The organism is Streptomyces sp. B8-7 (assembly GCF_058833805.1).
Window position 1 is genome coordinate 593118 of record NZ_JBYRRL010000005.1, and the last position, 18738, is coordinate 611855.

Genomic DNA, 18738 nt, shown 5'->3' on the forward strand with positions numbered 1-18738 from the left:
AGATCACTTCAGGCCGTTGCTGATCGCGCCGACCAGTTCGCCGTTGCCGGTGTCGCCGCTGAACTCCCAGAAGAAGGCGCCGCCCAGGCCCTGGGTCTTGGCCCATGCCATCTTCGCGTTGATGGTGGCGGGGGTGTCGTACGACCACCAGTTGGTGCCGCAGTGGGCGTACGCGGTGCCGGCGACGGTGCCGGTGGCCGGGCAGCTGTTCTTCAGCACCTTGTAGTCCTCGATGCCGGACTCGTAGGTGCCGGTGGCCGCGCCGGTCGCGGTGCCGCCCGGAGCGGACTGGGTGACGCCGGTCCAGCCGCGGCCGTAGAAGCCGATGCCGAGCAGCAGCTTCGTGGCCGGCACACCCTTGGCCTTGTACTTCGCGATCGCGTCGGCAGAGGTGAAGCCCTGCTTCGGGATGCCGGCGTACGAGGTCAGCGGCGAGTGCGGAGCGGTCGGGCCGGTCTTCTCCCAGGCGCCGAAGAAGTCGTACGTCATCACGTTGTACCAGTCGATGTACTGTGCGGCGGTGCCGTAGTCGGCGGCGTCGATCTTGCCGCCGCCGGAGCCGTCGGCGGTGACCGCCGCGGTGACCAGGGCGCTGCTGCCGAACTCGGCCCGCATGGCCTTCATCATGGCGCTGAAGGCGTTGGCGCCGCTGGTCGTGTCACAGCTCAGGCCGCAGGCGTTGGGGTACTCCCAGTCCAGGTCGATGCCGTCGAAGACGTCGGCCCACCGGGGGTCCTCGACCAGGTCGTGGCAGGACTTGGCGAACGCGGCCGGGTTCTTCACCGCGTCGGGGAAGCCGCCGGACCAGGTCCAGCCGCCGAACGACCACAGCACCTTGATGTGCGGGTACTTGGCCTTCAGCTTGCGCAGCTGGTTGAAGTTGCCGCGCAGCGGCTGGTCCCAGGTGTCGGCGACGCCGTCGACGGACTGGTCGGCGGTGTAGGCCTTGTCGTAGTCGGCGTAGGCGTCACCGATGGTGCACTTGCCGCCCTGGACGTTGCCGAACGCGTAGTTGATGTGCGTGATCTTCTCGGCGGAGCCGGAGGTCACCAGGTTCTTGACGTGGTAGTTGCGCCCGTAGACGCCCCAGTTGGTGAAGTAGCCGAGCTTGACGTGCGCCCCGGGATCCGGGGTGCCGCCACCGCCGGTGGTGCGGACCGCGACGGAGCCGCTGACCGGGCCGGTCTGGTCGGCGGTGTCGCGCGCCTGGACCGTGTAGGTGTAGTCGGTGCCCTTGGTGAGGCCGCTGTCGGTGTACGACGTGGCGGTCACGGTGGCGACCTTGGCGCCGTCGCGCAGGACGTCGTAGTTCTTGATGCCCTTGTCGTCGGTGGCCGCGCTCCAGCTGAGCTTCACCGAGGTGTCGGTGACGTCGGAGGCGGTCGGGGTGCCGGGCGCGGAGGGGGCCGCGTCGCCGGGCAGCGAGGTGCCGTCGCAGGAGCCGCCGTTGAGCTTGCAGCCCGACGGGGAGCCCGAGCCGGAGCCGTTGAAACCGAAGGAGACGGAGGCCCCGGGGGCGAGGGTCCCGTTCCAGCCGACGTTCTTGGCGGTCCAGTGGTCACCGGAGTTGGTGACCGTGGCGTCCCAGGCGGAGGTGACCTTGGTGCCGGAGGGGTAGTCCCATTCGACGGTCCAGGAGCTGAGGGTGGTGGTGCCGGTGTTCTTGATCGTCCAGCCGGCGCCGAAGCCGCTGCCCCAGTCCTGGGTCTTGGTGTAGGTGGCCGTCGCACTCGTCGCGGCCTCGGCCGGACCGGCCAGGCCGACGAGACCGGCCAGCGGAAGTGCCAGGGTGGCGGCCGCTGCCGCCGCTCTGTGCCTGAAGCGCATGCTGCGCCTCCTTTATGGGGAGATTTTTTTGTGGGCGTGACTGAGCCTTCACACCCGCAGTGCCGCGAGGATAGGAAAGGTCTGGACCAGAGGTCAATAGGTCTGGACCACTCTGACCGAGACGGCCTCTACAGCCCCAATTCCCGCGCCAGAACCGCCGCTTGCACCCGGCTGCGCAGCTCCAGCTTCCCCAGCAGGCGGCTGACGTGCGTCTTCACCGTCGCCTCGGCCATGTCCAGACGCCGGGCGACGTCCGCGTTCGACAGCCCCTCCCCGAGCAGCGCCAGAACCTCCCGCTCGCGCCGCGTCAGGGTGTCGAGCAGCTCCGGATCGGTCCTCGGCCGGCGCGCCGGCCGGGCCGCGAACTCGGCGATCAGCCGCCGGGTCACCGCCGGGGCGACCACCCCCTCCCCACGCGCCACCGTGCGCACCGCCTCCAGCAGCTCCCGCGCCTCGGCGTTCTTCAGCAGAAACCCCGCCGCCCCGGCCCGCAGCGCCCCGAAGACGTAGGCGTCCAGGTCGAACGTGGTCAGCACCAGCACGTCGGCGAGCTGCTCCCCGACGACCGCGCGGGTCGCCGACACCCCGTCCAGGCGCGGCATCTGAACGTCCATCAGCACCAGGTCGGGGCGCAGCTCCCGGGCCAGCGCCACCGCCTGCTCGCCGTCGGCGGCCTCGCCCACCACCTCGATGTCGGGCGCGCTGCGCAGGATGAGCACCAGCCCGGAGCGGACGGCGGACTGGTCCTCGGCGACGAGGACGCGGATCATGCGGATTCTCCTTCGGCGGTGGGAAGTGTCGCGTGGACGGCCCAGACCCCGCCGTCGGCGCTGCCGGCGCTGTCGGCGGTGTCGGCGGTGTCGGCGGTGCCGGGGCCTTTGGGGGTGTGGGAGCCGTGGCCCGGACCCGCCCGCAGGGTGCCGCGCAGCAGTGCGGCCCGCTCCCGCATGCCGGTCAGACCGGCGCCCGAGCCGGGGGCGCGCGGCCCGCCGCGGCCGTCGTACGGACTGGTGACCCGGACCGTCAGGACCCCGTCCGCGTGCCGCAGCAGCACCGACACGCGGCCGGGACCCGCGTGCTTGAGGGCGTTGGTCAGCGACTCCTGCACGATGCGGTACGCGGCGAGCTCCACCGGCGCCGGCAGGCCGGCCGGCACCTCGCCGTCGAGGCGGACGTCGAGGCCGTTGGCGCGGGCGGAGCCGACGAGCGCACCGAGGCCGTCCAGGGTGGGGGTCGCGGCCGGTTCGGCGTCGTCGCCGCCGTCGCGCAGGATCCCGATCAGCCGGCGCATCTCGGCCAGGCCCGCGACGCTGTTCTCCCGGATCACCCCCAGCGCCTGACGGGTCGTGGCGCGGTCGTCGAGGGAGAGCGCGGCCGTGGAGTGGATGGCGATCGCGGAGAGGTGGTTGGCGACCAGGTCGTGCAACTCCCTCGCCATCCGGGTGCGTTCGGCGGTCACCGCCTGCACTCGGTCCATCTCGGCGAGCAGGGCCGTCCGCTCCGCTGCGAGCCGGGCCGCGACCGCCGCGTCGCGGTGGTTGCGCACGATCAGCCCGGTGGCCGCGGGCGTGAAGGCGACGAACCCGACGCCCGCCCCGATCAGCAGCGCCTCCGGCACCCGCCACAGCGCGTACGGCACCACCATCCCGGCCACCGACAGCAGTCCGGTCACCCGCGGGATGCGCCGGGCCGGGGCGGCCGGGCCGTACAGCACCGCCGCGTACATCACGTCCGTGAACATCACGACGGTGACGAGGTTGCCCTGCGTCAGCAGGTCTCCCACCACCGCCGCGGTCGCGGTCGGCAGCGCCTGCCGCGGCGCGGCCCGCCGCGCCAGCTCGCAGCCCGCCATCACCGCCAGCGGCACCAGGACCGGCCAGCGCCCCGGCCACACCACGACCGGGGCGTCGGCGGCCCGCAGACCCAGTCCGACGCCCCACAGCAGCAGTCCGCCGAGCAGCCCGCCCAGCGCGACACACACGTCGAAGGGGCGGGGGCGGCGGGGCACGGACGGCATGCCCTCATCCAACACCGGCTCCGGGGCCGGGGCGTGCACCCCGAGAAGGGTCCCGACTGCATCCTTCGATGTAGTGCGGATCTCGTCGGTGACGACGACGCGATCCGCCCGGCCCGGCGGCAGGCTCGGAGGAGACCGAGAGGAGCGAGCCGTGATCGTCGCGCTGATCGCCGCCTGCGAGGTGGCCTTCTGGCTGCTGCTGACCGGGGGACTGACCCTGCGCTACGTGCTGCGCAGGCCGCGCCTCGGACTCGCGCTGCTGCTGTGCGAGCCGTTGCTGGAGCTGGTGCTGCTCGCCGTCGCCGCGGTGGACCTGAAGAACGGCGCCGAACCCGGCTGGAGGCACGGCCTGGCCGCCGTCTACGTGGGCTTCACCGCCGGCCTCGGCCGCTCGGCCGTCCGGTGGGCCGACGCCCGCTTCGCCCACCGCTTCGCGGACAGGCCGCCGCCGCGTCGCCCGCCGCGGTACGGCACGGCCCGTGCGGTCCACGAGTGGAAGGTCGCCGGCCGCTGGATCGCCGCCGCGGCGGTCGCCGCCGGACTGCTCCAGGCCGCCGCCTGGTACGTCGGCGGCGACGGGGACGTCGCCTCGCTGCGCGACTGGCAGCGGCTCATGCTGGGGCTGATCGGCGTCAACCTGGTCATCGCGGCGAGCTACACGCTGTTCCCGAAGCGTGAGAAGGGCTGACGGCCGGGCCGCCGACCGGGCCGGTCAGGTGCCGGGCCGGTCGGATGCCCGGCCGCTCCCGGGGTCCGGCCGCTTCCGGAGCCCCGGCCGCTTCCGGAGGGCCGGCCGGGGAGGGCGCCGCCCCCGCCGCTCCGGTCAGCGCTCGCCGCCGGGCACCCACAGCACGTCCCCCACGGCCGCGTTGGCGGTCCGGGCCAGGATGAACAGCAGGTCCGACAGCCGGTTCAGATAGGTCGCGGTGAGCGGGTTCATGACCTCGCCGTGCACCTCCAGCGCCGCCCACGTGGACCGCTCGGCGCGGCGCACGACCGTGCAGGCCTGGTGCAGCAGGGCGGCACCCGCAGTGCCGCCCGGCAGGATGAAGGAACGCAGCTTCTCCAGCGGCTCGTTGAAGCGGTCGCAGTCCTCCTCCAGCCGGTCGATGTAGAACTGCTCCACCCGCAGCGGCGGGAACTCGGGGTTCTCCGCCACCGGCGTCGACAGGTCCGCGCCGACGTCGAACAGGTCGTTCTGCACCCGGGAGAGCACCGCGACGATCGCCTCGTCCAGACCGCCGAGCGCGATCGCCGTGCCGATCACCGCGTTCGCCTCGTTCGCGTCGGCGTACGCCGCGATGCGCAGGTCGGTCTTGGCGACCCGGCTCATGTCGCCGAGGGCGGTCGTGCCCTGGTCACCGGTCCTGGTGTAGATGCGCGTCAGATTGACCATGGAGCCAGCCTAAGCGCTGCGCCTGCGGTGCCGTGGCCGGCGTCGTCCGACCGCTCCGCCGGCGTGGCCGGAGCGCGGTTCCGCCGCGTCTCCTCGGGGCGCCGCACCTCCACGGGGATCAGGTACTTCACCCGGCCCGCGCGGTGCCGCCGCCGGACGCCGTCACCGGCTCGCGACGGGCCCTTACGCCGCCGCGCCGGTGAGCCCCGGCCGGGGCGCCGTCACCCCGTCGCGGCCCGCCGCGCCCCGGGCCCCGGCGGCCAAGGGAGTTGACGTGACCGGTGTCTCACCCCGTGAGACGTGAAACGCGTTACTAAGCGCGCCGTGCCACCCCCGCGACCGCTAGTGTCCGCCGAGAGCACACAGGAACGCACACATGACAGCGCGTAGAGCGCGCAGGCAGACAAGGGGAGTCGGAGTGGCACGGAAGCTCGCCGTCATCGGAGCCGGTCTCATGGGTTCCGGCATCGCCCAGGTCTCCGCGCAGGCGGGCTGGGACGTCGTCCTGCGCGACGTCACCGACGAGGCCCTCCGGCGCGGCACGGACGGCATCAAGGCGTCGTACGACAAGTTCGTGGGCAAGGGCAAGCTCGACGCGGCCGACGCCGAGGCCGCGCTGGCCCGGATCACCGCGACCACCGACCTGGACGCGGCGGCGGACGCCGACGTCGTCGTCGAGGCCGTGTTCGAGAAACTCGACGTCAAGCACGACATCTTCCGCGCCCTCGACAAGATCGTGCGCCCGGAGGCCGTGCTCGCCTCCAACACCTCCGCCATCCCGATCACCAAGATCGCGGCCGTCACCGAGCGCCCGGAGCGCGTCGTCGGCGTGCACTTCTTCTCCCCGGTGCCGATGATGCAGCTGGTGGAGCTGGTGCGCGGCTACAAGACCGGCGACGAGGCGCTCGCCACCGCACGGGAGTTCGCCGAGTCGGTCGGCAAGACCTGCATCGTCGTCAACCGCGACGTGGCCGGGTTCGTGACGACCCGTCTGATCTCCGCGCTCGTCGTGGAGGCCACCAGGCTCTACGAGTCCGGGGTGGCCACCGCCGAGGACATCGACCTCGCCTGCAAGCTCGGCTTCGGTCACGCCATGGGCCCGCTGGCCACCGCCGACCTCACCGGTGTCGACATCCTGCTGCACGCGGCCGGCAACATCTACACCGAGACCCAGGACGAGAAGTTCGCCCCGCCGGAGCTGATGCGCCGGATGGTGGACGCCGGTGACATCGGCCGCAAGAGCGGGCAGGGCTTCTACCAGTACTGAGCCGCGGGCACGGGCCGGGAGCACCGGGCCGGCGGTGCCGTTCGCGGCACCCCACCGGCACCCCACCGGCACCCCACCGGCACCCCACCGGTGCCGCACCGGTACCGCGCCCACGGCGGACACGAAGGACACGGCGGACACGGCGGACACGGAAACCGCACACCCCCGGCCGGTGTCACGCCCCGGGGTGAATTCGGTATCGGTTCGCTCACGGACGGCAACCTCTGACGGTCCGGCACCGTCAGACGGTGCAACGTCGTCATTGCCACCCGGCACGGGCCATCCCGTCCGTGCCACCCCGTCCGGACCATCCCGTCCGGACCACCCGGCACGGGCCCGGCCCGCGCCGGACCGCACCACCGCCCTGCACCACCCCGCACCGCAGCACCGGCAGTACCCGCACCAGCCGTATCCGCACCACCTCGCACCACCGCTCTTCCCCGGCCGTCCGGCAGCCGGCCGCAGCCGGGCGGCAGCCATCCATCGCGGAGCACGAGACGCATCCACGGGAGCACTTATGTACATCAGGGGCGACCACACCGAGGTGGTCGTCGGGGGCCGCCTGGACGTCCGCAGCGCCGCGGACGCCCGTACGGTCCTGCACTCGGCGGTCGACGACGGAGCCGGCGACCTGATCCTGAACCTGTCGGAGCTGGACTCCTGGGACGCCACCGGCCTCGGCGTGATCATGGGGGCCCACCGGCGGGCCGGCCGCTGCGGCCGCCGTCTGGTGCTGCGCGCCGTGCCGCCTCAGCTCCAGCGCCTCCTCGTGGCCACCCGCCTGCACCGGATCCTCGCCATCGAGGGCGGCCCCGGCGTGGAGTCACTGCCCCGCGTGTGAGCCCGGCACGACCGGCCCCCCAGACCCCGGACCCCCCGGACATCCGGACGCCGGGCGTCGAACCGCCCGAACCGCCCGGAGCGCCCGGAGCGCCCGGAGCGCCCGATCATCACGAGACCGTGACGTCTCGGGCTGGGCGGCACCCCGGTCTGTCGCAGACGCCGACCGACGGTTTACGGTTCGACTGCCCGCCGCCGACACCCACCGGCGGGTACCGGACCAGAAGCGACAGCGCAGCGTGCAGCAAGGCCGGGAGGGGCTACCGCCACACCACGCTTTTGGGGGCTCGAACCTATGGACCCGACCACCCGGGGACCCGAGGACCATGGCCACGGCGACGCAGGCACCGCCCGCCCGGGCGGAGCGGACAGCGGACCGGGACAGCCGGCGCGCCAGCGCCCGCCCAGGGACGCGCTCACGCCCGAACTCGGCCACCACGCGCCCGCGCAGGCCCGTACCACCGAACTCGTCTGCGGCGGCTACCTGCTCACCGTCAACCCCGTCGACGGCAGCGAGATCGAGCAGTGCCCGCCCACCCGGAGCGCCGGCCTTCCCGAGAAGCTCACCCCCGTCGAGCGCGCGGAGCCGTCCCGTGCCGCCGGCCCGCCCGCGCCGCCCGGCCCGCCGGGCCCCGAACTGCCGCTGACCGGACGCCGGGACGAGCGGGAGCGGCTGGCCCGGCTGGTCGCCCAGGGCCGCTCCGTGCGGCTGACCGGCCCCGCCGGGTCCGGCCGCAGCCGGCTGCTCGACCTCGTCGCCCGGGACTGCGCCGGACTCGCCCCCGACGGTGTGGTCCGGCTCAGCGGCTTCCACCGCACCGCCGACGACCTGCTCCACGACCTCTTCCACGCCGTGTACCGCGCGCCCGGACAGCGCCTGGACCACGACGACCTGCTCGCCCGCGTCGCCGGGATCGGCGCCGTCGTGATCATCGACGACCTGGAGTTCGGCGGTACCGCCCTCGACGCCTTCCTCGCCGCCACCCCCGAGTGCGCCGTCCTGTACGCCGCCGGCCCCGAGGTGCCCGCACCGTCCGCGGACGGCGCCGTCGAGGAGGTCGTGCTGTCCGGCCTCGACCGCGCCGGGAGCCTGAAGCTGCTGGAGCACGCCGTCGGCCGCACGCTCAGCGACGAGGAGGCCAACTGGGCGGGCGACCTGTGGTTCGAGTCGGAGGGCCTGCCGCTGCGCTTCGTCCAGGCCGGCGCCCTGCTGCGGCAGCGAGACCGGCTGCGGGCCGGCGCCGACGCGCTCGACGAGTACGGCGTCTTCGAGCCCGACGTGCCCGTCGAGGACGCCCCCCTCGACCCCGAGGAGCCGGCCGGGGAGGAGATACCCCTGCCCTCGCTGGCCGAGGGAGCCGCGCCCGCCGCGCTCCTCGCCTCCCGGCTCAGCTCCTCCGCCCGCGCCACCCTGCGCTTCGCCGTCGCCCTCGGCGGGGAGGTCCCCCACCAGGCGCACCTGCCCGCCCTGGTGGGCGACACGCACGCCGACGCCGCCCTCGGTGAACTCCTCGGCTGCGCGCTGGTCTCGCCGGTCGGCGGCCGCTACCGGCTCGCCGCCCAGGTGTCCGAGCAGTTGGAGGCCGCCGGCTACGCCGACGAGGCCGGGGCCCGCGCCCTCGACGCGGTCCTGCACTACACCTGGTGGGCCGGACACGCCTCCGTCACCCCCGACCGGGTGTGCGCCGAGGCCGACGCCGTACTCGCCGCGCTGAGCGCGCTGGTGCCCGCCACCACGGTGCCGCCCGAGGGCGAGGAGAGCCCGGCCGTGCGGCTGGCCCGCGCGGCGGCGCCCGCGTTCGCCGCCGGGCGGGACTGGAGCGCGTGGGAGCGGGCGCTGCGTTCCGGCGCCGAAGCCGCCCGGCTGGCCGGCGACGTCCCGGAACAGGCCTACTTCCACCACGAACTCGGCGTCCTCGCGCTGTGCGGCGGCCAGTTCGACCGGGCCCGCGCCGAACTGGAGGCGTCGATCGGGCTGCGCGGGGCCGTCGCCGACAAGCACGGCACCGTCTCGGGCCGCCGCGCGCTCGCCCTGGTGGACGACCGCTGCGGCACCACACCGGGCCTGCCGGCCCTCCCGCCCGCCGGGGAGCCGTCCGGCCTCAGCTTCGACAAGCCGTCCCCCGCCGCCCTCGCGGCCCCCGTCCCCCGCCCGGCGCTGCCGCCGGCCGGCCCGGAGGACCCTGCCGGGCCCGGGTACGGCGGGACCACCGGGAGCGGACTGCGCCGACTGGCCCGGCGCAACCTGGCCGCGGCCGGGGCGGGCGCCCTGCTCGTCGTGGTGCTGGGCACCGTGGTGACCCTCGGCGCGACCTCCGACCAGGGTGACGGCGACCCGTCGACCCGGGTGGGCGTCACCCCGACGGCCGGTCAGGACGCCGGCCCCGGCTACCACGACGACGATGACGACCACGGCGACCCGGACGACGAGGCCGCCCCGGCGGCCGGCACCGACACCGGGAAGGCGACCAGCCGTCCCACCGGCACCGGCTCGGCCGGCCCGTCCGCCGCCCCGGCGCCCGCCGCGCCCGCGCCCGGCGGCGGCACCCCGGCGGTCCCGGCCGGCTCCCGGCCGACCACCGGCACCCCCACGCCGACCCCGTCGGGCTCGCCGTCCCACCGGCCCACCGGCAGCCCCACGCCGACCCCGACGCCGACGCCGTCCACGACGGACCCGACACCCACCCCCACGGCGTCACCGACCGGCTCGCCGGAGCCGACCGGGACCGGGACCTCCACGGGGAGCCCGGACACCTCCGAGTCGGCCGGCGGCAGCCCCCCGGCCCCGGTGACCGCGTCGGAGAGCGGGACCGGTACCGGGGGCCCGGCCGGCACGGGCGGCGCCACCCGGAGCGGGACGCCGGACCTCATCTGAGGCCGGCCGTCACACGTCAGGGCCGGGGCTCCGCGGGGGAGCCCCGGCCCTGGACACCCGGGGGGAGCGGCGGGCGGAGCGCCCCGCTCAGAACAGCCGCAGCTTGTCGTCCTCGATGCCGCGCAGCGCGTCGTAGTCGAGGACCTGGCAGTCGATGCCGCGGTCGGTGGCGAGGACCCGCGCCTGCGGCTTGATCTCCTGGGCGGCGAACACCCCCCGCACCGGGGCCAGATGCGGGTCCCGGTTCAGCAGCTCCAGGTAGCGGGTGAGCTGCTCCACCCCGTCGATCTCGCCGCGGCGCTTGATCTCCACGGCGACGGTCCCGCCCTCGGCGTCCCGGCACAGGATGTCCACCGGCCCGATGGCCGTCATGTACTCGCGCCGGATGAGGGTGTAGCCCTCGCCCAGCGTCTCGATGCGGTCGGCGAGCAGCTCCTGGAGGTGCGCTTCCACGCCGTCCTTGATCAGTCCGGGGTCCACACCGAGCTCGTGCGAGGAGTCGTGGAGGATCTCCTCCATCGTGATGATCAGTTTCTCGCCCGTCTTGTTGACGACCGTCCACACCCCGTCCTCGTCACCCGCACCCTCCTTCAGGGTGCAGGGCGGCGACATCCAGTTGAGGGGCTTGTAGGCCCGGTCGTCGGCGTGGATCGAGACGCTGCCGTCGGCCTTGACCAGGATCAGACGGGGCGCCGAGGGCAGGTGGGCGGTGAGCCGGCCGGCGTAGTCGACGGAACACCGGGCGATGACGAGACGCATGGTCCGCAACGCTACTCGACGGTCCGCCCCCGACGCGATTCGCGTCCCGCAGTCCCCGATGGGCCTTTCGTGCCCCGCCCCTTTTGATCCGGAAGACTCCTGTTCGGTCGTGGCCGATTGTGGGCACACCCGGGGTTCCCTATGTGTGCATTCTCCTGGTGCGGTCACCCGCCGTTGCCTACCGTATTGAACGGGAGGTTGCGAGGTGTGTACGCAGCGTGCCGGAATTCGCGAACTCCCTTACCCGTCCGGCAACCCCTGCTTGTCCGGGGGTGCGAGAGGAGAACCCATGTCGCTCGACGTCTCACCGGCCCTACTCGAACAGGCCGAGCGAGGCGAGGTCGACGAAGCAGCATTCGTCGACTGCGTCCGGACCTCCCTGCCCTACGCGTGGGAGATGATCAGCTCCCTGGTGGCCCAGCTGAAGGTCGACGGCGGACCGTTCGCCGACAACCAGACGCCCCCGCCGGACGAGCAGGCGCGCGGTCAGCTGCTGCGCGCGCTGGCGAGTGACGCCATACGCGGTGCGCTGCAACGGCACTTCGGGGTGCGGCTGGCCTTCCAGAACTGCCACCGGGTGGCGGTGTTCCCGGCGGACGGCTCGGCCGAGGAGACGCTGGTCCGGTTCACCTCGGTCCGCAGTCAGCTGCTGAACCAGTCCCCGGAGCTGCGGGACTGCTGAGGCGTTCCATGACCCGCTTGCCGCTCCGTACCGGGGAGGTGCAGTGCGTGCCGGGGCGGCAAGCAGTCAGTGGGGCGCGGCGGTTCAGCGCAGCTGCGGGAGCACCTCCGCACCGAGCCGCCGTACGTTCTCCTCCGTGGCCGCCAGGTCGCCCGAGCCCTCGACGAGGAGGGCGAAGCGGGAGACCCCGGTGCGTTCGGCGGTCGCGGCGAGCCGGTCCGCGCACAGCCGCGGGGGGCCCACCGGGTGCAGCCCGCAGAGCAGTTCGGTGTACGCCAGCGGGTCGCGCATCCGGCGCTCGCGCCCGTCCACCGTGATGTGCGCGTCGAGTCCCTGCCTCAGCCAGCCCGGCATCGCCTTCAGCAGGGACTCCGCGGCGTCCGTGCGCCGGTCGGCGATCTCGCAGACACCGGCCGACACATGGGCCGCGTCCCGGATCTCCTCGGCGGACCGGCCGGCGGCCCGCGCGGACCGCTGCCACAGGGCGACCATCTCGGCCTTCTCCTCGTCCCCCACGTGCATGCCGAGCAGCATCGGCAGCCCGCGCTCGGCGGCCGTCCGTACGCCGGCCGGGGAGGTGCAGGCGACCAGCACCTCCGGTCCTGCGGCGTCGGTCAGGGCCTCCGACGGGCGCGGCACGACCGGGACCTCACGGAAGGCGAAGCGCTCCCCGGCGGCGGACACGGCGGGTTCGCGCAGCCAGCGCACCAGCAGATCGAGTGATTCGGGAAACCCCTCCTCGTACGCGGCCAGGCCCGCGCCGAACACCTCCAGGTCCACCCACGGCCCGCCCCGCCCCACTCCCAGAGTGAACCGGCCGCCGCTCGTCAGGTGCAGCAGCGCCGCCTGTTCGCCCAGTGCCACCGGGTGGACGGTGGGCAGCACCGAGACCGCGGTGCCCACCCGGATCCGGCGGGTCCGCCCGAGCAGCAGGGCGGCCAGGGTGACGGCGGACGGGCAGGTGCCGTACGGCACGAAGTGGTGCTCCGCGAGCCAGACCGCGTCCAGCCCCGCCTCCTCGGTCACCTCCGCCGAGCGGACCGCCCGGTGCAGTGCCTCCCCCTGGCCCTGTCCCGGGAACTGGGCGGCCAGCACGAAAGTTCCAACGCGCATCGCTATTTCCTGCTTCCTTGGCTCCGACACGGAGCTCCCCCACCCGGCATAACCGTCTGACACGTGCCGAGGACACGGCCTTACGGATGAATTTGCGGATTGTCTGCGGAATGAGCCGCTCCGGCGGGGGAGACGCGGGCTTCTCGCCGGGCCGGGTGCCCGGCCCGCCGCCGCGTACGCTGGAGTTGGACCGTGCTTCCTGTATAGCCCCGTGAGGTGTTCTGTGTCCCCGCGTCGCAACCGACCCAAGGGTGGCGGATTCCCGCCCGGCCGCAGCGCCGAGGAGGACCGGCCGGGCCGCTACGGAGGCTGGGAGTCCTCGGCGGACTGGCACGGCGAGGACTGGACGGTGCGGCATGTGGCGGGGGCCGGAGCCGAGGGCAAGTCCTACCGCTGCCCCGGGTGCGACCAGCTCATCCCCTCCGGCGTCCCGCACGTGGTGGCCTGGCCCGCGCACGCGGGCGTCGACGACCGGCGGCACTGGCACAAGGCGTGCTGGAACGCACGGGACCGCCGCACCACACGGGTGCAGCGGTCCCGGAACGCGCCCCGGTTCTGAAGCGCGGGGCCGCGCGGCAGGAGGCGGCCCGGCGGCCGGCCACCGGCATGGCGCGGACGCCGGACGGACCGGCCCGACGGGCCGGGCGGGTCACACGTCCCGCCGCTCCAGCAGCGCGTAGGCGCCCGCGAAGACCACGGCGACCGCGGCCAGCATGATCCACAGCGGGTCCCAGCCCGACGGGCCGGACTCGGACAGCGAGTTGGAGTAGAAGACGCTCAGCTGGTTGGGGATCGAGTACTCGAACAGCGCCTGGCGCACGTCCGCGAGCGACGACGCGAACATGAACAGCGCGATCACCAGCGGCGCGAGCACCGTGGCGATCATGATGGTGATGGCGCCGGCCGAGTGCCGGATGACCGAGCCGACCAGCAGCGACAGCAGGCCGAGCAGCGCCAGGTAGAGCGAGATGCCCACGGTGCCTCTGAACCACTCCGCCCCGGTGGGCTCGCGGGCCTCGCCCAGCATGCCGACCTGGGCCAGGGCGACGAGGCCCGCGGACACCAGCGTCACCGTGAACGCCAGGGAGAAGAACACGATCGACTTCGCCGCGAGCACCCGGCCCCGGGTGGGGCAGGCGGTCATCGTGGTACGGATCATGCCGGTGCCGTACTCGGAGGCCGTGGTCAGCACACCCAGCGTGATCACACACATGGAGCCGAGCAGCAGTCCGAAGAAGCCGAGGCCGAGCGGGCTCTCGTCGCCCAGGTCGGCCTCGGAGGTGCGGGACACCAGCAGGCCGACCAGCAGACCGATGCCGACCACCAGGACGACGAACACGCCGAGCGTCCACATCGTGGAGCGGACCGACCTGATCTTCGTCCACTCGGAGGCGAGCGCATGCCCGAGGTGGGTGCGCACCACCGGGATGGGCGAGGTGTAGGCGGCCTGCGGCCCACCGGCCGCCTGCTGCCCGTGGGGCGCGGTCTGGGCCGTCGGGGGCTGGGGCGTGCTCATCGGACGTCCTCGGGCTTGTTCGGGGCGGGCGACGGGGCGGGCGACGGGGCGGCGGACGGGGCGGACGCGGGCGGCTGCGGTGCGGCGGCACCCGGCGCGCCCTGGCCCGGTGCGGGCTGCGCTCCCGGCGCCTGCGGCGTGCCCGCACCCGCCTGGAGGTAGGGGTTGGCGCCGGGCGGCATCGCCTGGGGCTGCCCGCCCTGCTGGGGCGGCGGCGGGGCGTACCAGCCGGGCTGGCCCTGCCCCGGGACCGGCATCGGGGGCTGCGCGCCGGGCGGCAGGGGCTGCTGCAGGCCGGCCCGCTGGTCGATGGTGGAGCGGTAGTCCACCGCGCCCTGCGTCATCCGCATGTAGGCCTCCTCCAGTGAGGCCTGGTGCGGGGACAGCTCCCACAGCCGTACGTCGGCGTCGTGCGCGATGTCGCTGATCCGCGGCAGCGCCAGCCCGGTCACCCGCAGCGCGCCGTCCTGCTCGGGCAGCACGTGGGCGCCCGCCTCGGTCAGCGCCGAGCCGAGTTTCTCGCGCAGCTGGGGCTCGGTGTCCGGGGTGCGCACCCGGGCGAAGCCGGCGGAGTTCGCCGCGATGAAGTCCGGCACGCTCATGTCGGCGAGCAGCTGGCCGCGCCCGATCACGATGAGGTGGTCGGCGGTCAGCGCCATCTCGCTCATCAGGTGCGACGAGACGAAGACCGTACGGCCCTCCGCGGCGAGCGCCTTCATCAGGTTGCGCACCCACAGGATGCCCTCGGGGTCGAGGCCGTTGACCGGCTCGTCGAAGAGCAGCACCTGGGGGTCGCCGAGCAGCGCGGCGGCGATGCCGAGCCGCTGGCCCATGCCGAGGGAGAAGCCCTTGGACCGGCGGGAGGCCACCTCCCTGAGGCCGACCACGCCGAGCACCTCGTCGACGCGTCGGGCCGGGATGCCGGACAGCTGGGCGAGGCTGAGCAGGTGGTTGCGCGCCGAGCGGCCGCCGTGCACGGCCTTCGCGTCGAGCAGCGCACCGACCTGCCGGGGAGCGTTCGGCAGTTTGCGGTACGGGTAGCCGCCGATCGTCACCTGCCCGGAGGTCGGGTTGTCCAGCCCGAGGATCATCCTCATCGTGGTGGACTTGCCCGAGCCGTTGGGCCCGAGGAAGCCGGTGACGGCCCCCGGCCGCACCTGGAAGGAAAGGTTGTGCACAGCGGTCTTGTCGCCGTAGCGCTTGGTCAGGCCGACTGCCTCGATCATGCTCCGGTTCCCATCGGACGGTACCCGTCGAAAAACTCAGGACAGCGGGGCACACGCCCCCGTAAGGGTTAGGAGGATATCGAGGCGCTGACGGTTCCCTTCAAGCGGGAGTAAAAAGCGGCGTGCCCCGGTGGGCGGCCTCCGTGCGGGCCCGGCCCCTGTCCCCTCCCGTCCCACCGCATCTTCCGGCCGTTCTGCCCCGCCCCCGGGCCCCGGCCTGCCCCGGGTCTCGGCTTGCCCCGGGTCTCGGCTTGCCCCGGGTCTCGGCTTGCCCCGGGTCTCGGCTTGCCCCGGGTCCCGGCTTGCCCCGGGCCCCGTTTCCGGGTCCCGGCCCGGTTCCCGTTCGCCGCTTCCGCTCAGGCGTCCCGCCGCTTCAGCACGAGGTACCCGCCGGCCAGGGCCGCGGCCACCCAGAGCGCCATGATCGCCAGCCCGCCCCAGGGGCCGTAGGGGGTGTCGTCGTCGAGCGGCCGGACCACCTGCATGATCCGGCTGCCGGCCTGGTCCGGGAGGTAGCGGCCGATCTTCTCGGTGGCGCTGACGTTCCCGAGGATGTTGGAGATCAGGAAGAAGAACGGCATCAGGATGCCGAGGGAGAGCATGGGGGAGCGCAGCATCGCGGCGACGCCCATGGAGAACACCGCGATCAGCGTCATGTACAGCCCGCCACCGATGACCGCGCGCAGCACCCCCTGGTCGCCGAGGGAGGCCCTGAGCGAGCCCAGTACGGACTGGCCGAGGAAGAAGGTGGCGAAGCTGGTCGCCATGCCGACCGCGAGCGCGAGCGCCGTGGCCACCGCGACCTTGCTGAACAGAAAGGTCCCGCGCCGCGGCACGGCGGACAGCGAGACCCGGATCATGCCGCTGCTGTACTCGTTGGACACCACCAGCACCCCGAACACGATCATCGCCAGCTGGCCGAGGCTCATGCCCGCGAAGCTGATGAAGGTCGGGTCGAAGGCGACCTGGTCGCGGGCGCTGAGGTTGTCGAAGTCGTTCTTCGCCAGCGCCGAGATCAGGATGCCGAGCGCGATGGTGACCACCACCGCCAGCGACAGCGTCCACATCGTGGACGCCACCGACCGGATCTTGGTCCACTCGGACCTGAGGACCTGTGCGGACGCCATGGTCAGCCCCTCTTCCAGTCGGCGCCCCACGCCTGCTGCCGCTGCGGCTGAACCGGCCGGCCGCTGTGCGCGTGGTACTCGACGGTCTCGGCCGTCAGCTGCATGAACGCCTCCTCCAACGAAGCCTGCTGGGGACTCAGCTCGTGCAGCACGATCTGGTGCTGCGCGGCCAGCTCACCCACCCGCTCGGGCTTGCCGCCCTCGATCTCCAGCGCGTCGCCGGTCTCCACGGCCGTGATCCCGGCCTGCTGCAGCACGTCGAGCAGCCGCTCCCGCTGCGGGGAGCGGACCCGGACGTACGCCCGTGAGTTGCGGGCGATGAAGTCGGCCATGGAGGTGTCGGCGAGCAGCCGGCCCTGCCCGATCACGATGAGGTGGTCGGCGGTCAGCGCCATCTCGCTCATCAGGTGCGAGGAGACGAACACCGTGCGGCCCTCCGCGGCGAGCGCCTTCATCAGGGTGCGGATCCAGTGGATGCCCTCGGGGTCGAGGCCGTTGACCGGCTCGTCGAACATCAGGATCCGCGGGTCGCCCAGCAGCGCGGCCGCGATGCCCAGCCGCTGCCCCATGCCCAGCGAGAACCCCTTGGCCTTCTTGCGCGCCACCGAGGTCAGCCCGACCGTGTCCAGCACCTCGTCCACCCGGCGGCGCGGGATGCCGTTGCTCTGCGCCAGGCACAGCAGATGGTTGAAGGCGCTGCGCCCGCCGTGCACGGCCTTGGCGTCCAGCAGTGCCCCGATGTACGTCAGGGGGTCCCGCAGCTGGTCGTAGCGCATGCCGTCGATGCGCACACTGCCGGCCGTGGGCCGGTCGAGCCCGAGCATCATCCGCATGGTGGTGGACTTGCCGGCGCCGTTCGGGCCGAGGAAGCCCGTGACGATGCCCGGCCGGACGGTGCAGGTGAGATCGTCGACCGCCACCTTCTCGCCGTACCGCTTGGTCAGTCCTTCGAGCTCGATCATGCGGCCACGCTAGAACGTGACAAAGCCCTCCGCCACCGGAGTGACAGAGGGCTCGTCAGGTGTTCGGCGGGTCGTCGCCGGACGCTTACCGGGACTGCTGCGCGGGGACGCCGCGGGAGATCGGCTCGTCCTCGGCCGGGGTGCCGGCCGCGGCCACCGCGGCACCGGTCAGCGTGGCGAGCATCTCGCGGACGTTCGTCAGCTGCGCGTTGATCGAGTCGCGGCGGTTGGTGAGGGCGGCCAGCTCGCGCTCGGACTCCGAACGGATGCGGTCGGCCTTGGCATTGGCGTCGGCCACGATGTCCTCGGCCTGGCGCTGGGCGGTCTCCACCGTCTGGCGGGCGCGGCGCTCGGCGTCCGTGCGCAGCTTCTCCGCCTCCAGGCGGAGCTGCTCCGCGCGGTGCTCGATCTCCGCGAGGCGCTTCTCGGCCTTGGCCTGGCGGGAGGCCAGGTCGCGCTCGGACTGCTCGCGGCGCTTGGCCAGGTTGGTCTCGAAGTCGGCGGCGGCCTGCGCGGCCTTGGCGCGGGTCTCCTCGAAGAGCGCGTCCGCCTCCTCGCGCTTGGACTGCGCGTCCTTCTGCGCCTCGGCGCGCAGCTGGGACGCCTCGCCCTGAGCCTTCTCGACGATCCGGACGCCCTCGTCCTCGGCCTTGGCCTTGCGCTCCGAGGCGAACGACTCGGCGTCGTTGCGGACCTGCTGGGCGGCCGACTCGGCGAGCTCACGGTGCTGCTCGGCGGCGCGGCGGGCCTCCTCACGCAGGTCCTTGGCCTCTTCCTCGGCGAGGCGCAGGATCTTCTCGACCCGCGCGCCGAGACCGGCGTACGACGGCTCGGCGTCGTTCACCTGGGCCTGGGCGTTCTGCGTTTCGAGGTGGAGCTCCTCGATGCGCTTTTCCAGAGCGGTGATGCGGGCGAGAGCGCTGTCACGGTCGGAGACGAGCTTGGAGATACGTTCGTCCACCTGAGCGCGGTCGTACCCACGCCGCACAAGCTCGAAGCCGTAGGGGGAAGTGTCGCTCATGGGGTTCCTGTCGAATGAGACCGGTGAGGTGATAGTTGGAATCCTAGGGGTCGGAACGGCGTGTCATCGAGCGGATGCGTGTTTGATCTGGAGAATGACACCTCTTTTGA

The 18738-nt window shown here is 73.3% G+C and carries 17 protein-coding genes; 6 read left to right on the top strand and 11 right to left on the bottom strand.

The window, feature by feature from the left end; translation table 11 throughout:
• Positions 1 to 3: 3 nt before the first annotated feature.
• The 3 genes from AC5K6T_RS26775 to AC5K6T_RS26785 all read right to left on the bottom strand — a co-directional run bounded on the left by AC5K6T_RS26775 (position 4) and on the right by AC5K6T_RS26785 (position 3844).
• Positions 4 to 1827 carry a glycosyl hydrolase family 18 protein gene (locus AC5K6T_RS26775; RefSeq protein WP_493212966.1) on the bottom strand — a complete coding sequence of 608 codons (1824 nt, stop codon included), beginning with the start codon at positions 1825 to 1827 and terminating at the stop codon, positions 4 to 6.
• A 128-nt stretch (positions 1828 to 1955) separates the two neighbouring features.
• On the bottom strand, positions 1956 to 2597 hold the full coding sequence (locus AC5K6T_RS26780; protein WP_493212968.1) for a response regulator: 642 nt from the start codon (positions 2595 to 2597) through the stop codon (positions 1956 to 1958).
• Positions 2594 to 3844: a sensor histidine kinase gene (locus tag AC5K6T_RS26785; protein ID WP_493212970.1), complete on the bottom strand. Its 1251-nt coding sequence runs from the start codon at positions 3842 to 3844 to the stop codon at positions 2594 to 2596. Before AC5K6T_RS26785 ends, AC5K6T_RS26780 begins: the two co-directional genes overlap by 4 nt.
• 151 nt (positions 3845 to 3995) lie before the next feature.
• Between AC5K6T_RS26785 and AC5K6T_RS26790 the strand changes: the two genes are divergently transcribed.
• Complete coding sequence (locus AC5K6T_RS26790) at positions 3996 to 4532, top strand: hypothetical protein (RefSeq protein ID WP_493212972.1); 537 nt, start codon at positions 3996 to 3998, stop codon at positions 4530 to 4532.
• A gap of 135 nt (positions 4533 to 4667) precedes the next feature.
• On the opposite strand, the gene AC5K6T_RS26795 is transcribed toward AC5K6T_RS26790, so the two are convergent.
• Entirely contained in the window at positions 4668 to 5240 is a 573-nt protein-coding gene (locus tag AC5K6T_RS26795) for a cob(I)yrinic acid a,c-diamide adenosyltransferase (RefSeq protein ID WP_493212974.1), read from the bottom strand.
• 418 nt (positions 5241 to 5658) lie between these two features.
• Between AC5K6T_RS26795 and AC5K6T_RS26800 the strand changes: the two genes are divergently transcribed.
• The 3 genes from AC5K6T_RS26800 to AC5K6T_RS26810 all read left to right on the top strand — a co-directional run bounded on the left by AC5K6T_RS26800 (position 5659) and on the right by AC5K6T_RS26810 (position 10222).
• On the top strand, positions 5659 to 6507 hold the full coding sequence (locus AC5K6T_RS26800; protein WP_493212976.1) for a 3-hydroxyacyl-CoA dehydrogenase family protein: 849 nt from the start codon (positions 5659 to 5661) through the stop codon (positions 6505 to 6507).
• 517 nt (positions 6508 to 7024) lie between these two features.
• A complete protein-coding gene (locus tag AC5K6T_RS26805; protein ID WP_493212978.1) occupies positions 7025 to 7348 on the top strand; it encodes an STAS domain-containing protein in 324 nt (107 codons plus the stop codon).
• A 294-nt stretch (positions 7349 to 7642) separates the two neighbouring features.
• Positions 7643 to 10222, top strand: coding sequence for an ATP-binding protein (locus AC5K6T_RS26810; RefSeq protein WP_493212980.1), 2580 nt, complete (start codon positions 7643 to 7645; stop codon positions 10220 to 10222).
• 87 nt (positions 10223 to 10309) lie between these two features.
• Here the strand turns inward: AC5K6T_RS26810 and nucS are convergent, their stop codons facing one another.
• Positions 10310 to 10981 carry an endonuclease NucS gene (gene nucS / locus AC5K6T_RS26815; RefSeq protein WP_493212982.1) on the bottom strand — a complete coding sequence of 224 codons (672 nt, stop codon included), beginning with the start codon at positions 10979 to 10981 and terminating at the stop codon, positions 10310 to 10312.
• A 289-nt stretch (positions 10982 to 11270) separates the two neighbouring features.
• Between nucS and AC5K6T_RS26820 the strand changes: the two genes are divergently transcribed.
• A complete protein-coding gene (locus tag AC5K6T_RS26820) occupies positions 11271 to 11663 on the top strand; it encodes an SCO5389 family protein (RefSeq protein ID WP_493212984.1) in 393 nt (130 codons plus the stop codon).
• 84 nt (positions 11664 to 11747) lie between these two features.
• Here AC5K6T_RS26820 and AC5K6T_RS26825 read toward each other — a convergent pair whose 3' ends face one another.
• Positions 11748 to 12776 (bottom strand): LLM class flavin-dependent oxidoreductase, encoded by a 1029-nt coding sequence (locus AC5K6T_RS26825; RefSeq protein WP_493212986.1) that lies wholly within the window; start codon positions 12774 to 12776, stop codon positions 11748 to 11750.
• Between the two features lie 223 nt (positions 12777 to 12999).
• Between AC5K6T_RS26825 and AC5K6T_RS26830 the strand changes: the two genes are divergently transcribed.
• Entirely contained in the window at positions 13000 to 13335 is a 336-nt protein-coding gene (locus tag AC5K6T_RS26830; protein WP_493212987.1) for an Rv1322 family protein, read from the top strand.
• Between the two features lie 90 nt (positions 13336 to 13425).
• On the opposite strand, the gene AC5K6T_RS26835 is transcribed toward AC5K6T_RS26830, so the two are convergent.
• The 5 genes from AC5K6T_RS26835 to AC5K6T_RS26855 all read right to left on the bottom strand — a co-directional run bounded on the left by AC5K6T_RS26835 (position 13426) and on the right by AC5K6T_RS26855 (position 18628).
• The gene (locus AC5K6T_RS26835; RefSeq protein ID WP_493212989.1) at positions 13426 to 14292 is read right to left on the bottom strand and encodes an ABC transporter permease; all 867 of its coding nucleotides are present in this window, start codon (positions 14290 to 14292) and stop codon (positions 13426 to 13428) included.
• Positions 14289 to 15518 (bottom strand): ABC transporter ATP-binding protein, encoded by a 1230-nt coding sequence (locus AC5K6T_RS26840; protein ID WP_493212991.1) that lies wholly within the window; start codon positions 15516 to 15518, stop codon positions 14289 to 14291. The genes AC5K6T_RS26835 and AC5K6T_RS26840 overlap by 4 nt, the downstream gene beginning before the upstream one ends.
• 356 nt (positions 15519 to 15874) lie before the next feature.
• The gene (locus tag AC5K6T_RS26845; RefSeq protein WP_493212992.1) at positions 15875 to 16645 is read right to left on the bottom strand and encodes an ABC transporter permease; all 771 of its coding nucleotides are present in this window, start codon (positions 16643 to 16645) and stop codon (positions 15875 to 15877) included.
• A gap of 2 nt (positions 16646 to 16647) precedes the next feature.
• Positions 16648 to 17607 carry an ABC transporter ATP-binding protein gene (locus AC5K6T_RS26850; RefSeq protein ID WP_493212993.1) on the bottom strand — a complete coding sequence of 320 codons (960 nt, stop codon included), beginning with the start codon at positions 17605 to 17607 and terminating at the stop codon, positions 16648 to 16650.
• An 85-nt stretch (positions 17608 to 17692) separates the two neighbouring features.
• On the bottom strand, positions 17693 to 18628 hold the full coding sequence (locus AC5K6T_RS26855) for a cellulose-binding protein (RefSeq protein WP_493212995.1): 936 nt from the start codon (positions 18626 to 18628) through the stop codon (positions 17693 to 17695).
• Between the last annotated feature and the right edge of the window lie 110 nt (positions 18629 to 18738).

Excerpts from the sequence above, each read along its gene's own strand:
- AC5K6T_RS26820 (WP_493212984.1), top strand. The coding sequence starts at position 11,271 with ATGTCGCTCGACGTCTCACCGGCCCTACTCGAACAGGCCGAGCGAGGC.
- AC5K6T_RS26850 (WP_493212993.1), bottom strand. The coding sequence starts at position 17,607 with ATGATCGAGCTCGAAGGACTGACCAAGCGGTACGGCGAGAAGGTGGCG.
- AC5K6T_RS26855 (WP_493212995.1), bottom strand. The coding sequence starts at position 18,628 with ATGAGCGACACTTCCCCCTACGGCTTCGAGCTTGTGCGGCGTGGGTAC.
- AC5K6T_RS26775 (WP_493212966.1), bottom strand. The coding sequence starts at position 1,827 with ATGCGCTTCAGGCACAGAGCGGCGGCAGCGGCCGCCACCCTGGCACTT.
- nucS (WP_493212982.1), bottom strand. The coding sequence starts at position 10,981 with ATGCGTCTCGTCATCGCCCGGTGTTCCGTCGACTACGCCGGCCGGCTC.
- AC5K6T_RS26825 (WP_493212986.1), bottom strand. The coding sequence starts at position 12,776 with ATGCGCGTTGGAACTTTCGTGCTGGCCGCCCAGTTCCCGGGACAGGGC.
- AC5K6T_RS26785 (WP_493212970.1), bottom strand. The coding sequence starts at position 3,844 with ATGCCGTCCGTGCCCCGCCGCCCCCGCCCCTTCGACGTGTGTGTCGCG.
- AC5K6T_RS26795 (WP_493212974.1), bottom strand. The coding sequence starts at position 5,240 with ATGGTCAATCTGACGCGCATCTACACCAGGACCGGTGACCAGGGCACG.
- AC5K6T_RS26840 (WP_493212991.1), bottom strand. The coding sequence starts at position 15,518 with ATGATCGAGGCAGTCGGCCTGACCAAGCGCTACGGCGACAAGACCGCT.
- AC5K6T_RS26835 (WP_493212989.1), bottom strand. The coding sequence starts at position 14,292 with ATGAGCACGCCCCAGCCCCCGACGGCCCAGACCGCGCCCCACGGGCAG.
- AC5K6T_RS26805 (WP_493212978.1), top strand. The coding sequence starts at position 7,025 with ATGTACATCAGGGGCGACCACACCGAGGTGGTCGTCGGGGGCCGCCTG.
- AC5K6T_RS26780 (WP_493212968.1), bottom strand. The coding sequence starts at position 2,597 with ATGATCCGCGTCCTCGTCGCCGAGGACCAGTCCGCCGTCCGCTCCGGG.
- AC5K6T_RS26810 (WP_493212980.1), top strand. The coding sequence starts at position 7,643 with ATGGACCCGACCACCCGGGGACCCGAGGACCATGGCCACGGCGACGCA.
- AC5K6T_RS26845 (WP_493212992.1), bottom strand. The coding sequence starts at position 16,645 with ATGGCGTCCGCACAGGTCCTCAGGTCCGAGTGGACCAAGATCCGGTCG.